The sequence below is a fragment of the Actinomadura sp. KC216 genome (assembly GCF_004348535.1).
Taxonomy (GTDB): Bacteria; Actinomycetota; Actinomycetes; order Streptosporangiales; family Streptosporangiaceae; genus Spirillospora.
The window spans coordinates 1-10,816 of record NZ_SMJX01000076.1; the positions used below are offsets into that span (position 1 = coordinate 1).

Consider the following 10,816-nt stretch of genomic DNA (forward strand, 5'->3'; position numbering starts at 1 on the left):
CCCCTCCTCCTCACCCGCCGGTCACGCCGGCGCCCCATCGAGAAGATCCCCACCGACGACACCGGAAAGTTGTGTGTTGACGAGTTGGAAACTAAGGGCCATAGTTTCCAACATGGAAACACACAGGGATGACAGCGCCGCGGGCCCCCGGCCCACCGCCGGCGAAGCCGCCGCCGCGCTGCAGGAGGCCGAGCAGGGCCGCGCCGCGGTGTCCGGCATCCGGACGCCGCTGTGGTACTTCGTCGCCCTCGGGCTCTGGACCGCGCCGGTCGGCCCCCTGGTGTCGATCACTCCGGATCCTCCGGCCGGGGTGGCGATCCTCCTGGCCGGGGTGGCGGTCTGGGCGGCGGGGCTCGGGATGCTCATGCACGTGGTCGTCAAGCGGATGCGGGTCCTGGTGTGGCTGGACGAGCGGCAGATGCGCCCGCTCGCCGTGATCATGCTTCCGCTGCTGATCGGGTACGCGCTCCTGCAGAGCTCCGTCGACCTGCCCTGGGGGTTCGAGGCCATCACCGTGGTCGTCGCGGCGGGGATCGTCGCCTTCGGCGTGCATCACCGGCTGACGGGCGGCCGGTCGTCATGACCCGTCCGGCTCGTCCGGCCCGGTCGAGGCGGGCGGCCTCGGAGGGCGGCGGCGAGGACTCCGACGCGTTCGACGCCGTCATCCACGCGCCCCAGCGGCTGCGCATCTGCGCGATGCTGGACGCGGTGACCCATATCGAGTTCAGCCTGGTGCAGGAGCGGCTGGGGGTCAGTGCCTCGGTGCTCAGCAAGCACGTGAGCGTCCTGATGGACGCGGGCTACGTCGAGCAGCGCAAGGCGGTCCGCGACACCCGGCAGCGGGTGTGGCTCGAACTCACCGCCGAGGGCCGCGCCGCCTACCGGGGGCACGTCGCCGCCCTCCGCAAGATCGTCGACCAGTCACCGGAGTAGCGTCCGCCGTCCGCGCTGGCCGGGGTCAGGCGGCCGTGGCCCGTTCGGCCTCGATCGGATAGTTCAGCAGTGCGAACCGGGCGAGGGACCGGACCTGCTCGAACGTCGGCAGCGCGTCCAGATCGTGCAGGCCGAACCAGGCGGCGTCGTGGACCTCGGCGAGCTGCGGCTCGACGGGTCGGCCCCTGGCGCCGTCCACCCGCTTGACGTAGAAGAACTGGGTCAGCGCAGGGATCGGGAAGCCTTCGGGACGCTCGATGTCCACGTAGAAAGGGGCGGGCTCTGGGGTGGCGCCGGGATCGCCCGGGTGAATGACCGGCTGGGCGGACAGGGCCTCGACCTGCAGACCGCTCTCCTCGCTGAACTCCCGCGCGGCGGCGGCCGCGAAGGTCTCACCCGGGTCGAGGTGCCCGCCCGGCGGCACCCACTTGTCGAACCGGTTGTGATGGACGAGCAGGACGCGCCCTCGTTCGACGAGATATCCCGAGCAGACCAGGAAGAACCCGATGTCCTGGGTTCCCTCTCTGGATCGGATGAGGTTCGCGCGCCGCGCCACGAACATCACATTAATGCGCGCCGGCGAAGCATCGCGTCCCGCCAAGCAGGTCTGCGTCGGTCAGCGATCGATCGTCCAGGGGGCGTCCGGTGGGGGTGTGCCGTGGGCCAGGATGTGCCGGACGATCCGGTACCCCTCCGCCAGGGGAACGGTGTCTTCATCGGGGTACTCGTCGCACTGGCCGTTGGACAGGACGAACCCGTCGCTCACGCCGTCCGCTCCCGGGGTCACCGCGTGCTCGCCGGGGTCGCCTTCACGGTCGAGCAGCACGACCATCGCCCGCTCCGTGTTCGTGACGAAGGCGAGGAACCGGCCGGACGAACTCGTCAGCCACGACTCGAGTTCGCCTCGTCCGATCCGCGCGCGGAGCTCGTCAAGCACCGAATCGGGCGTCAGACGCTCGGGCTCCTTCTCGAACGTCCAGGACTCGTCCATGCTCCCGAACGTACCGGGGCGGTGCGCGGTCAGTCGATGAGGCCGCCGATGCCCCTGCCGAGCAGGACGACGCCGATGACCAGCAGGAGCACGAACATCACCGTGGCGTTGTTGCGCTCCAGCCATGCCTTCAGGTCGTCCAGCGGGCCGCGCATCCGCTCGGCGTCGGTGACGTACAGCAGCACCGGGATCGCCACGCTGCACACCGCGATCACGCTGAAGACGGCGACCGCCCCGACCTCCTCGCCGATCCCCAGCTCCCCCTGCGCGATGGCGATCCCGGCGGCGACGCACATCATCAGGTTCTTGGGGTTCACCGCCGACAGCATCAGTCCCAGCGTCGCCGCCCTGGCCGGGGTGACCTCGTCGATCGCCCTCATCCACGAGGGCACCTCGGCCTGCGTCCCCTCGCCGGGACGGGACGTCCACTGCCTGGCGGCGAGGGTCAGCACGAGCACGCCCAGCAGCATCTCGATCCACGAGACCGGCGTCTTTGGCTCACCGGCCGGGCCGTTCATCCCGATGGCGTTCGCGATCACCACCAGGATGGTCGTGGCGACCACGATCCCGGCCGCCCATCCGGCCAGGAACCCCCGCCCGGTGGTGCGGGCCTGCCGCGACAGCAGCATGAGGATCACCGCGATGATCGGGATCGGGCTGACCGCGACCGCGACCGCCAGCGGCAGCAGATTCCCGATGACCTCGCCCATGCCGACCATCTATCCAGCCCACATCAACCCAAAGCCCGCGAACAGCAAAGACTCCGCGCACCCCAGATATCTCAGGACCGTCCGGGCGTCGGCAGCGGGGCGGTGGCTTGGGCGACGATGGCGGGCCGCACGAACGCTCTCAAGCGCGAGAACGGCACCTCGAACGTCTTCCCGCGAGAACCCCCGCTGCAATCAAATGCGAGAGGCGCGGTGATGACGAAGGTCAGGCCGTTCCTGGTCGGCAGCACCATCAGCCTCTGCGGGACGAGATCGTCCGCGGTGATGGGACGGCCCGGGTAACACACCGCTCCGGCGGGAGTCTGGGCGGCGCTCTCTCGGTCGTCCTGGCTTTGGACGATCGTGTGGGCCAGGTCGCGGATTCCGGGCGTGGTCAGGGCCGTCGGCAGCAGCAGATCCCGAGCGCCGAGCCGCCGCCCGTCCGACAGGTCCACGACCACGCCGGACCCACCGACATATCCGGCGGCCGCTTGACTGTCCACCAGGTAGTAGTACATGGAGAGCAGCCTCGGTCCTCGCAGGCGGAGGTTCGCGACGGCGGTGGCCCGCCAGCGCTGTTCACCGGGTTCCGGCGGATAGCGCCTGACCCCGTCCAGCCACGGACGGGTGAGGGCGTCCGCCGTCTCCCGGAGCACGGTGTTGACCCTGGTTTCCACGCTGGGATCACGTATGCCGTCCACCTTGACGTACTGCGTCGTGAGTTCCGACGAGCGGTCCCGCCTGACCGACGACACCAGCGAGACGCGCACCTGCTGGGCCGCGGGCCGCGCAGGCGGGTCGGCGGAGTCCCTGGTGGCGACGTAGGTGCCCGCGCCCCCGGCGGCGACGACCACGCTGGCCCCCGCGACCGCCGCAGCGATCTTGCCCCCGAGCCCGGTGGCGGCGCCCGTTCCCACCGCCGCGCCTCCGGCGGCCGCTCCGCCACCGATCCCGGACGCCACCAGCGGGAACAGCGCGGCCAGCCCCACGGCGGCACCGGCCAAAGCGCGCACACCGCGCTGCTCCCATGCCGCGCCGTAGGCCGACACGGCGACCTGGTCCAGCTCGGCCACCAGCGTCATCGCGTCCCCTGGACGCTGCGCCGGTTCCTTGGCCATGCCCCGCTCCAGCAGCGGCCGCAACGCCTCCGGAAGCTCGGACACGGGGACCGGCGCGGTCAGATGCCCGTTCATCAACTCGGCCGCGCCCGAGCCCGGGTACGGACGGCGGCCGGTCACGCATTCAAAGAACACGCAGGTGGCGGCGTAAACGTCGGTGGCCGGGACGGCCGGTTCCCCGCGCCACTGCTCGGGCGCCATGTAGGCGGGCGTGCCTCCCCTGGCCTGATCGCCGGCCAGGGCGGCCACCCCGAAGTCGATGAGCTTGCTGAGACCGTCCGCCCGGACGACCACGTTCGCGGGCTTGAAGTCGCGGTGGACCACCCCGACCCCATGCGCGGCGGCCAGCCCTAGAAGCGAACCCTTGAGCACCAGCAAGGACGCCTCCGGGCCGAGCGCCCCATGCTCGGCCAGAACCCTCTTCAGCGAGACCCCGTCGACCGCCTCCATCACGATCGCCGCACCGTGCGGGCTCTCCACCATGCGGTACAACCGGGCCACGTACGGATCGGACACCTGCCCCAGCAACACCGCCTCGGCCCGCAGCCGCTCCAGCGCCTCGTCATCGCCGGGACGGCGGGTCAGATACTTGATCGCCACCGGTGTACCCGCCGTGCGGTGCCGCGCGAGCACCACCCGTCCCTGAGCACCCGCCCCCAGCTCACGCACCTCGATGAACTCGGCAACCCGCCACTCACCCACCAGGCGCCGACCTCCTTCCGCTGGCCCGGCGCTGCCCCAAAGCCTGACGCGCGGCGGCGGTCGGCCAGGAGGAGCTGGCGGTCATGGTCTGTCAGCCTGGCGTAGCGAGGTCGGGGCTCCCCGGGACGAGCTGCCCGTTCTCGACCTTGTAGGGCTCGGAGTTCTCCGAGGACACCGTCCGGAACGGCTTGCCGTTGTTGGTGATCGGGACGATGCCGGGTTTGCCGTCGGCGACGAAATGAAGCTCCCCGGTCCATTGGACGTCGTACTTCGTTGTGATGGCATTCAGGAAGATGACCTCTACCGCTTCCTGGGATACACGAAGCGGAAATGACCAGGGCCCACCCGGATCGTCACCGGAGTACGAGTGGTTGCTCATGTCCTCGAGGACTGGGGCTTGTTCGTCCAAGTTCACGTGGGCCCAGCGTCCATCGACGCCGTCAGCTCCGGGGTATACCTTGACGTGGGTGGCGCGCGGGGCGCCGGCGCGGTGCTGAACCTTGATGAGCAGTCTCGTCAGGACGACCGACTTGGCGCTGCTCCCCTGGATGACCACCTCAACGAACGTCTGGTCGGCGTCAACACCGCCATTGCGGTAGCCCCATCCGTGTGCGATTTGCGGATCTTCTAAATAGCCCGACGGAAGAGGTGGAAGTTGCGTCGGCGGCTGACTGAAGATGAAACTGCCGCCGAAATTTCCCGATCGGACGCCCTGAATCGGGTTGATGGTGGTGGCCATCGACAAGGGCGATTGCGATGAGGGACTCGGAACCGGGCGTGCTTCCTTCTCAGGCGGACCGTGCAGCGCCCACGCGGCCCCAGCCATCACTGTTGCGGTGACCGCGACCGCCACGACCCCGGCTCTGCGCCTCGTCCAGTGGATCGGAAAGTGCCGGCGGCTCGGCTGAGTGTTGGTGATGATGACGTCCCCGCCGGTCCCCTGGATCTGGAACAGGCTCCCTTCCACCCGGTTCTGGGACGCCTCCTGCCCGTCGCCTGCCTGGTTCTCGGCCGCACGGTCCCTGTCGTGTGAGGGCGTGGCGTCGCTCATCAGGTTCCCCGTTCGATGTCCACGTCGCCGGTGACCTGGTCGATCTGCGCGCTGGACCCGGTGATCTTCGAATCGGTCACCGATTGGGCACCGGGCGAGTCCGGTGGTGGGGCCGTTCCGCCCAGTGGCTGCGATGCGTCGTCCGAGGGGGGCGGAGTCGGAGTCCGCCGGATTCGCACATTGCCGCCCACGCCTCGGACCTGAAAGGAGTCGCCGCCGATGGTGGACTTCCGTATCTGCTGCCCCGTCGCAACCCCGGGTTCGTCCTCCGAACGTCCTGCTTGTGACGACCTTTGGAAAAGCGCCGACAGCGACAGGCCGAGACCAGTGATGGTGCCGAGCGCGCCGATCATGCTGGCGTACTTGTCCGCGTCATCGAGACCGACCGTTAAGAGGAACACTCCCAGGCCCATGGTCACGGCGCCCGTCGCCAGCCAGATCATCCAATGAACTCGTGCCTGCGTTTGAGCCATGAGAGCCTCGATACGACAGAGAACGTGTTTCTCTCCAACCGTAAGGCCATCCACCGGCCCTCTAGGCGAGAATGCGTGCACCAGACGCGCCGCACGCGGAACACCACGCCTGAATGCCCGCCCCATCCGCCCGGCGTTGCCGCACGGGCGGAGGCGGGGGTCGTCCTAGAGGCTCTTGATCACGTCCGCAAGCCGCCGGAACTCACGCCGAGTCACGAGCAGCTTCGGCCCGTCCGGGTCCTTGCTGTCCCGCACGGCGACCATGTCGGGGGCTGAGGCCAGTTCCACACAATTGCCGCCGTTGGCAGTGGTGTAGCTGGACTTACGCCACACGGCACTGGTCACGTCCATCGTCACCCCTTGATATCGGAGAGGAGCGCGGCGAAAGCGCGACGGGTCACCAACAGCTTCGGGCCATGCGGGTCCTTGCTGTCGCGAACTGCCACCATGTCGGGGACTGAGGCCAGTTCCACACAATCACCGCCGTTGGGCCCGGTGTAACTCGACTTACGCCACACGACCCTGGTCACGTCCATCGTCTACCGCTTGATGTCAGATAGGAGCGCTGTGAAGGCGCGGCGAGTCAGGAACAGCTTGGGGCCGTCCGGGTCTTTGCTGTCACGGACGGCGATTGTGCTGCTGACGGGCGCCAGTTCGACGCAGGCACCGCCGTTGTTGGTGGTGCGGCTGGCCTTGCGCCACACAACGCTGGTCACGTCCATCGCCTACCGCTTGATGTCGGAGAGGAGCGCGGCGAAAGCGCGGCGGGTCACCAACAGCTTGGGGCCTTCCGGGTCCTTGCTGTCACGCACGGCCACCATGTCGGGAACTGAGGCCAGCTCCACACAATCGCCGCCATTGGACGTGGTGTAGCTGGACTTGCGCCATTCAGCCTTGGTCAGGTCCATTTTTCCCTTACCACCTTACGAATTGCTTCGATTGACTGATCTACGGGAAGAGCGAGAGAACGGATCGCAATGAGCGTCCCGCTGACGAAGGCGATGTCTTCAGGGTCACTGAGGGTAAGCCCGCGCGCGGCCATGTCCGCATAAGCTACCTCGCTCCTGTCAGGCAGCGTAGCGAGGTTGAAGGCACCGCTGTTACCGGCGTGCTCCCCTCTGCTCGGAACGACCTGGAGGGTTACCACGCCACTCTCGGCCAGGCCGATGATGTGCTCTAGCTGCTCTTTCATGATCTCGGGGCTGCCGACCAGCCGGGTCAGGGACACCTCGTCCTGGAGGACGGAGAAGTTGGGCGGCGGCGGGTTCTCCCTGGTCAGGATGCCCTGGCGGTTGATTCGCGCGTCGACCGCCTCCTTGTCGCCCTTGAGGAGCGCGGAGGCGTAGGCGGGGGTTTGGAGCAGGCCGTGGATGAGGAGCGGCTGGTACGACTGGAGCATGTCGGCCTCGGGCTCGACGGTGTGCCAGTCGAACCACGTCGGGAACGTGGCGTCCTTGACGAGGTCGTCGTAGAGGTAGAGCAGCTCGCCGTTCGCGTCGAGGTGGTGGTCCATCGCCTCGGCGAATTCGCGGGTGCAGCGGGTGCGGCCGTTCTCGACGGCGCCGATGTACTGCGGCGTTACGCCCTGGCCGTGATTTGCGCGACGCGCCAGGGCGTCCTGCGTCCAGCCCTTGGCCTCCCGGAGCCGCCGGAATCGGCGGCCGAACGCGAGCAGCGTCGGCGAGACGGTCCCGCGCTTCCGCTGTGGAGCCATGTCCTCATCCTCCCTCGTAAAGGGCGCCCAACCAACACCCAAGTGAGTCGGGCGCAGGGCACCTGACTTGCCACGCATGGTCTGCGATTTGTAACGCAGAGTACTTTCATTGTGGCTGACTGTGGCTGGAAATTCTCGTCACAGTCAAAAGGTGGTGCCTGATGAGTCCGAGAGTTGTGGCGCCTGAGGTGCCGACGACCGTGCTTCCGCCGACCGAGCGGGCTCCGGCGGCGGCGCGGCGGTTCGTCACCGAGCACCTCCGGGGGTGGGGGATCGCGGACCTCGCGGACGCGCTGGTCATCGTGTCCGAGCTGGTCACCAACGCGCTGCGGCACGGGCACGGGCAGATCATCGTCCGGCTGCTGCGGGACGAGCGCGACGGGCGGCCCGTGATCGAGGTGTGGGACGACGGCGACGGGCGTCCCGAGGTCCAGCCGGAGGATCACACGGCGGAGACCGGGCGCGGGCTGCTGATGGTGTCGCTGCTCGCCACGGCCTGGGGCACGCGGCCGCTGCTCGAAAACGGGAAGGCCACGTGGGCGAAGTGCTGAGCGCCCGGGCGGAGCGCCTGCTGCTGCGGTGGCGGACGCGGATGGGGCGGGAGACCGCGATGGAGCATCTGGACGCGCTCGTGATGGCGCTCCGCCCGAAGGGCTGGCGGTTCGTCGGGTACTACCGGTCGGAGGAGTTCCTCGTCCCGCTTCCGCTGCTGTGGATCTACGCGAACGGGGTCGAGGACATCGGGCTCGTCGTGAGCGTCCTCGCCACCCCGGGCGGGACGTGGGCGTACCACGAGGCCCCGCGCGGGCGGCGCGGCTACCTGTACCCGTGCGGGGACCCGACGGCGGCGGCCGCGGTGATCGACGACCTGCTCAGGCACCGCATGTACACCGCCGCCTGGCGCGGGAGGCGTCAGGCCGGGCTGGGACGGTAGCGCGTCGAGATGATCCCCGACGGGTAGGGCTTGGCCTCGATGAGTTCCAGGTCCAGGCGGCCCAGGTTCTGGGGGAAGAGTCTTAGGCCGTCGCCGATGGCGACCGGGACGACGCGGAGTTGGAGCTCGTCCAGCAGGCCCGCGCCGGTCAGTGCGCGGGCCAGTGTGAGGCTGCCCCAGACCATGATGTCCTTGCCGGGCTGCCGCTTGAGGTCGGCGACCTTCGCGGCCGCGTCGCCCTTGACGACCTGGGCCGGACGCCACGTCCCCCACGGCGCTTCGTCCAACGTCGAGGAGAAGACCAGCTTGGGCATGGTGTTCACCATGGTGGCGACCGTCTCGTCGGCCGTGGGCCAGTACTGCACGAACATCCGGTAGGTGTCCGCGCCCAGGAGGACGGTGTCCACGTCCTCCAGGATCTGGAGGTTGTCCTGGTCCACGTGGCTGTAGTCGGAGACGGAGTCGAAGAAGTCGAGCTCCCCTTGCGGCCCCGCGACGTAGCCGTCGACCGTGATGAGTTCCTGGACGATGAGTCTGCGCATACCACTGTGACCCTACGAGACGGCCGAACTCATCGGTGCCCCTTCGCGCCACGGTCAGGCGCGCGTCGTCACGTGCACGGCTTCCAGAAGAGGTCGTAAGTGACGGAGTCGTCGGCGGTGTCCAGGCCCATGATGCTGGTCATGGTCAGGTCCGAGGTACCCGCGGACACGCCCAGCTCGGTCTCGATGGTGAGGTCGCGCGCCTGTCCGCAGGTGTTGAAGGCGAGCTGCCCGAGGGGGACCTGGTCGTCGAACGTGAAGGGCGCGGCGTGAGGCCCAGGCAGCTTATGGGTCCACGTCTGGGACGGCGGCGTGCCCACGAAGCCGTGCTGCGATGTCAGCTCGCCGTTCGCCCCGGCCATCAGTTCGGCGGATCCGACGAAGTGGACCCCGCTGATCGCGTAGGTGAAGCCCGGCACACCGGCGGTCACCCTCAGGACGGCCTGGCACTTCTTCCGCTCGTCGCCCGGGGACGAGTGGCGGCCCACCAGGGCGCGGAAGTCCCAATAGCGGATGGTGAACTTGGTCGAGGTCGGGTGCACCGTCGCTTCTGCGATCTCGCAGCCCTCGTCGGCGCTCACCACGGTGACGGTCACCCCGGGCGGCGGCGGGTCCGCCGGGGCGGCCGACGCTGCGGGAGCCAGCATGGCGGACGGGACCAGAACGGCGCCGAATATCGCGATCGCCTTGCGCCTGACATACGTCATGGCCTGTCTCCGAAAATCAGGCAGTGATTCAACGGCGACAGTAAATCCGCCCAAGAATAGGCGTCAACAGCGATGCCTTTTTCGATTATTATTGACTTTTAACTTCGCCTGGTCAGCCGAAGGCGCGGCACTCCACCACGGCGCGGCGCTCGGTCATGCCCTGCTGGACCGCCGTCGTCACGCACGCGCGCTGCTTCTCCGTGAGCCGCGGCTCGCCGCACTGGGTGACGCCCGAGTAGGTGCGGCAGTCCTGGCGGGTGCTCTGGTCACCGGACGGCGACGCGGCCACAGCGCCGCCCGCTCCCCCGATGCCCAGGACGGCGACGATCAATGCGCCGGTCATGACCCTCTTCATCTACGTTCCCCCCGTCGCGTAGTTCGTCAACGACAGGTACCTCCCCGCCCGCACTACGACAAAACACCGCAAAGGGTCAAGAAATCTGGCATTTCCCCAGGTCAAGGGGCGGCGCGCTCCAGGATCACCAGAGGGATGTCACGCTCCGACTTGCGCTGGTACGTGTCGTACAGCGGGAACATCTCCGCCATCACCCGCCACAGCGGCGGCTTCTCCTCCGGGGTCGCGGTGCGGGCGCGGGCGGCGAACTCGTCCGCGCCGACCTGGACGGTCACGTCCGGATCGGCGCTGAGGTTGAGATACCAGGCGGGATGCTCGGCCGCTCCGCCATTGGACGCCACCAGCAGGTATCGGCCGCCGTCCTCGCCGTAGAACAGGGCGGTGCGGCGCAGCAGGCCCGACCTCCGGCCCCGGGTGGTGAGCAGCAGCGATCGCCGCCCCTGATAGACGTGCCCTCGTTTTCCGCCGGTCTCGACATAGGCGCGGATGTGGTCCGCGACCCAGCCGGTGGGGTTGTCGTGAACGGACCCGTCATTGTTCGCCGTCACCATTTCTCTCCTGCGGCAAGGCGAAAGGCCGCCCCCCATGC

19 protein-coding genes are annotated in these 10,816 nt (G+C 68.5%); 4 read left to right on the plus strand and 15 right to left on the minus strand.

Annotated features, from left to right (window positions below; translation table 11 throughout):
* Positions 1 to 112 precede the first annotated feature (112 nt).
* Positions 113 to 583 carry a hypothetical protein gene (locus tag E1264_RS15750; protein ID WP_132174073.1) on the plus strand — a complete coding sequence of 157 codons (471 nt, stop codon included), beginning with the start codon at positions 113 to 115 and terminating at the stop codon, positions 581 to 583.
* Positions 580 to 933 carry a transcriptional regulator gene (locus E1264_RS15755; protein ID WP_132174075.1) on the plus strand — a complete coding sequence of 118 codons (354 nt, stop codon included), beginning with the start codon at positions 580 to 582 and terminating at the stop codon, positions 931 to 933. Before E1264_RS15750 ends, E1264_RS15755 begins: the two co-directional genes overlap by 4 nt.
* Before the next feature lie 25 nt (positions 934 to 958).
* Here the strand turns inward: E1264_RS15755 and E1264_RS15760 are convergent, their stop codons facing one another.
* The 11 genes from E1264_RS15760 to E1264_RS15810 all read right to left on the minus strand — a co-directional run bounded on the left by E1264_RS15760 (position 959) and on the right by E1264_RS15810 (position 7,689).
* Positions 959 to 1,489, minus strand: coding sequence for an NUDIX domain-containing protein (locus E1264_RS15760; protein WP_207935946.1), 531 nt, complete (start codon positions 1,487 to 1,489; stop codon positions 959 to 961).
* A 60-nt stretch (positions 1,490 to 1,549) separates the two neighbouring features.
* A complete protein-coding gene (locus tag E1264_RS15765; protein WP_132174079.1) occupies positions 1,550 to 1,924 on the minus strand; it encodes a hypothetical protein in 375 nt (124 codons plus the stop codon).
* Positions 1,925 to 1,953: 29 nt separating this feature from the next.
* Positions 1,954 to 2,634, minus strand: a complete 681-nt coding sequence (locus E1264_RS15770; protein ID WP_132174081.1) for a GAP family protein — start codon at positions 2,632 to 2,634, stop codon at positions 1,954 to 1,956.
* Between the two features lie 71 nt (positions 2,635 to 2,705).
* Complete coding sequence (locus tag E1264_RS15775; protein ID WP_132174083.1) at positions 2,706 to 4,451, minus strand: serine/threonine-protein kinase; 1,746 nt, start codon at positions 4,449 to 4,451, stop codon at positions 2,706 to 2,708.
* A gap of 91 nt (positions 4,452 to 4,542) precedes the next feature.
* Positions 4,543 to 5,502 carry a hypothetical protein gene (locus E1264_RS15780; RefSeq protein WP_132174085.1) on the minus strand — a complete coding sequence of 320 codons (960 nt, stop codon included), beginning with the start codon at positions 5,500 to 5,502 and terminating at the stop codon, positions 4,543 to 4,545.
* Positions 5,502 to 5,975 (minus strand): hypothetical protein, encoded by a 474-nt coding sequence (locus tag E1264_RS15785; protein ID WP_132174087.1) that lies wholly within the window; start codon positions 5,973 to 5,975, stop codon positions 5,502 to 5,504. Before E1264_RS15785 ends, E1264_RS15780 begins: the two co-directional genes overlap by 1 nt.
* A 165-nt stretch (positions 5,976 to 6,140) precedes the next feature.
* The gene (locus E1264_RS15790; RefSeq protein ID WP_132174089.1) at positions 6,141 to 6,326 is read right to left on the minus strand and encodes a DUF397 domain-containing protein; all 186 of its coding nucleotides are present in this window, start codon (positions 6,324 to 6,326) and stop codon (positions 6,141 to 6,143) included.
* Between the two features lie 2 nt (positions 6,327 to 6,328).
* The gene (locus E1264_RS15795; RefSeq protein WP_132174091.1) at positions 6,329 to 6,511 is read right to left on the minus strand and encodes a DUF397 domain-containing protein; all 183 of its coding nucleotides are present in this window, start codon (positions 6,509 to 6,511) and stop codon (positions 6,329 to 6,331) included.
* A 3-nt stretch (positions 6,512 to 6,514) separates the two neighbouring features.
* Positions 6,515 to 6,697, minus strand: coding sequence for a DUF397 domain-containing protein (locus E1264_RS15800; protein WP_132174093.1), 183 nt, complete (start codon positions 6,695 to 6,697; stop codon positions 6,515 to 6,517).
* A 3-nt stretch (positions 6,698 to 6,700) separates the two neighbouring features.
* Entirely contained in the window at positions 6,701 to 6,883 is a 183-nt protein-coding gene (locus E1264_RS15805; RefSeq protein WP_132174095.1) for a DUF397 domain-containing protein, read from the minus strand.
* Entirely contained in the window at positions 6,874 to 7,689 is an 816-nt protein-coding gene (locus E1264_RS15810) for a helix-turn-helix transcriptional regulator (RefSeq protein ID WP_132174097.1), read from the minus strand. The genes E1264_RS15805 and E1264_RS15810 overlap by 10 nt, the downstream gene beginning before the upstream one ends.
* Positions 7,690 to 7,850: 161 nt before the next feature.
* Between E1264_RS15810 and E1264_RS15815 the strand changes: the two genes are divergently transcribed.
* Complete coding sequence (locus E1264_RS15815) at positions 7,851 to 8,240, plus strand: ATP-binding protein (protein WP_132174099.1); 390 nt, start codon at positions 7,851 to 7,853, stop codon at positions 8,238 to 8,240.
* Positions 8,225 to 8,623 carry a hypothetical protein gene (locus E1264_RS15820; protein WP_132174101.1) on the plus strand — a complete coding sequence of 133 codons (399 nt, stop codon included), beginning with the start codon at positions 8,225 to 8,227 and terminating at the stop codon, positions 8,621 to 8,623. Before E1264_RS15815 ends, E1264_RS15820 begins: the two co-directional genes overlap by 16 nt.
* Here the strand turns inward: E1264_RS15820 and E1264_RS15825 are convergent.
* The 4 genes from E1264_RS15825 to E1264_RS15840 all read right to left on the minus strand — a co-directional run bounded on the left by E1264_RS15825 (position 8,602) and on the right by E1264_RS15840 (position 10,775).
* The gene (locus E1264_RS15825) at positions 8,602 to 9,165 is read right to left on the minus strand and encodes a dihydrofolate reductase family protein (RefSeq protein WP_132174103.1); all 564 of its coding nucleotides are present in this window, start codon (positions 9,163 to 9,165) and stop codon (positions 8,602 to 8,604) included. The genes E1264_RS15820 and E1264_RS15825 overlap by 22 nt on opposite strands.
* Positions 9,166 to 9,233: 68 nt before the next feature.
* Positions 9,234 to 9,872, minus strand: coding sequence for a DUF4360 domain-containing protein (locus E1264_RS15830; RefSeq protein ID WP_132174105.1), 639 nt, complete (start codon positions 9,870 to 9,872; stop codon positions 9,234 to 9,236).
* Between the two features lie 112 nt (positions 9,873 to 9,984).
* A complete protein-coding gene (locus tag E1264_RS15835; protein ID WP_132174107.1) occupies positions 9,985 to 10,215 on the minus strand; it encodes a hypothetical protein in 231 nt (76 codons plus the stop codon).
* Between the two features lie 113 nt (positions 10,216 to 10,328).
* The gene (locus E1264_RS15840; protein WP_243710953.1) at positions 10,329 to 10,775 is read right to left on the minus strand and encodes a nitroreductase family deazaflavin-dependent oxidoreductase; all 447 of its coding nucleotides are present in this window, start codon (positions 10,773 to 10,775) and stop codon (positions 10,329 to 10,331) included.
* Positions 10,776 to 10,816 lie beyond the last annotated feature (41 nt).

What these genes read in the sequence shown, in the direction of transcription:
- E1264_RS15750 (WP_132174073.1), top strand. Translation starts at nt 113, where the DNA reads ATGGAAACACACAGGGATGACAGCGCCGCGGGCCCCCGGCCCACCGCC.
- E1264_RS15755 (WP_132174075.1), top strand. Translation starts at nt 580, where the DNA reads ATGACCCGTCCGGCTCGTCCGGCCCGGTCGAGGCGGGCGGCCTCGGAG.
- E1264_RS15765 (WP_132174079.1), bottom strand. Translation starts at nt 1,924, where the DNA reads ATGGACGAGTCCTGGACGTTCGAGAAGGAGCCCGAGCGTCTGACGCCC.
- E1264_RS15770 (WP_132174081.1), bottom strand. Translation starts at nt 2,634, where the DNA reads ATGGGCGAGGTCATCGGGAATCTGCTGCCGCTGGCGGTCGCGGTCGCG.
- E1264_RS15780 (WP_132174085.1), bottom strand. Translation starts at nt 5,502, where the DNA reads ATGAGCGACGCCACGCCCTCACACGACAGGGACCGTGCGGCCGAGAAC.
- E1264_RS15785 (WP_132174087.1), bottom strand. Translation starts at nt 5,975, where the DNA reads ATGGCTCAAACGCAGGCACGAGTTCATTGGATGATCTGGCTGGCGACG.
- E1264_RS15790 (WP_132174089.1), bottom strand. Translation starts at nt 6,326, where the DNA reads ATGGACGTGACCAGTGCCGTGTGGCGTAAGTCCAGCTACACCACTGCC.
- E1264_RS15795 (WP_132174091.1), bottom strand. Translation starts at nt 6,511, where the DNA reads ATGGACGTGACCAGGGTCGTGTGGCGTAAGTCGAGTTACACCGGGCCC.
- E1264_RS15800 (WP_132174093.1), bottom strand. Translation starts at nt 6,697, where the DNA reads ATGGACGTGACCAGCGTTGTGTGGCGCAAGGCCAGCCGCACCACCAAC.
- E1264_RS15805 (WP_132174095.1), bottom strand. Translation starts at nt 6,883, where the DNA reads ATGGACCTGACCAAGGCTGAATGGCGCAAGTCCAGCTACACCACGTCC.
- E1264_RS15810 (WP_132174097.1), bottom strand. Translation starts at nt 7,689, where the DNA reads ATGGCTCCACAGCGGAAGCGCGGGACCGTCTCGCCGACGCTGCTCGCG.
- E1264_RS15815 (WP_132174099.1), top strand. Translation starts at nt 7,851, where the DNA reads ATGAGTCCGAGAGTTGTGGCGCCTGAGGTGCCGACGACCGTGCTTCCG.
- E1264_RS15825 (WP_132174103.1), bottom strand. Translation starts at nt 9,165, where the DNA reads ATGCGCAGACTCATCGTCCAGGAACTCATCACGGTCGACGGCTACGTC.
- E1264_RS15830 (WP_132174105.1), bottom strand. Translation starts at nt 9,872, where the DNA reads ATGACGTATGTCAGGCGCAAGGCGATCGCGATATTCGGCGCCGTTCTG.
- E1264_RS15835 (WP_132174107.1), bottom strand. Translation starts at nt 10,215, where the DNA reads ATGACCGGCGCATTGATCGTCGCCGTCCTGGGCATCGGGGGAGCGGGC.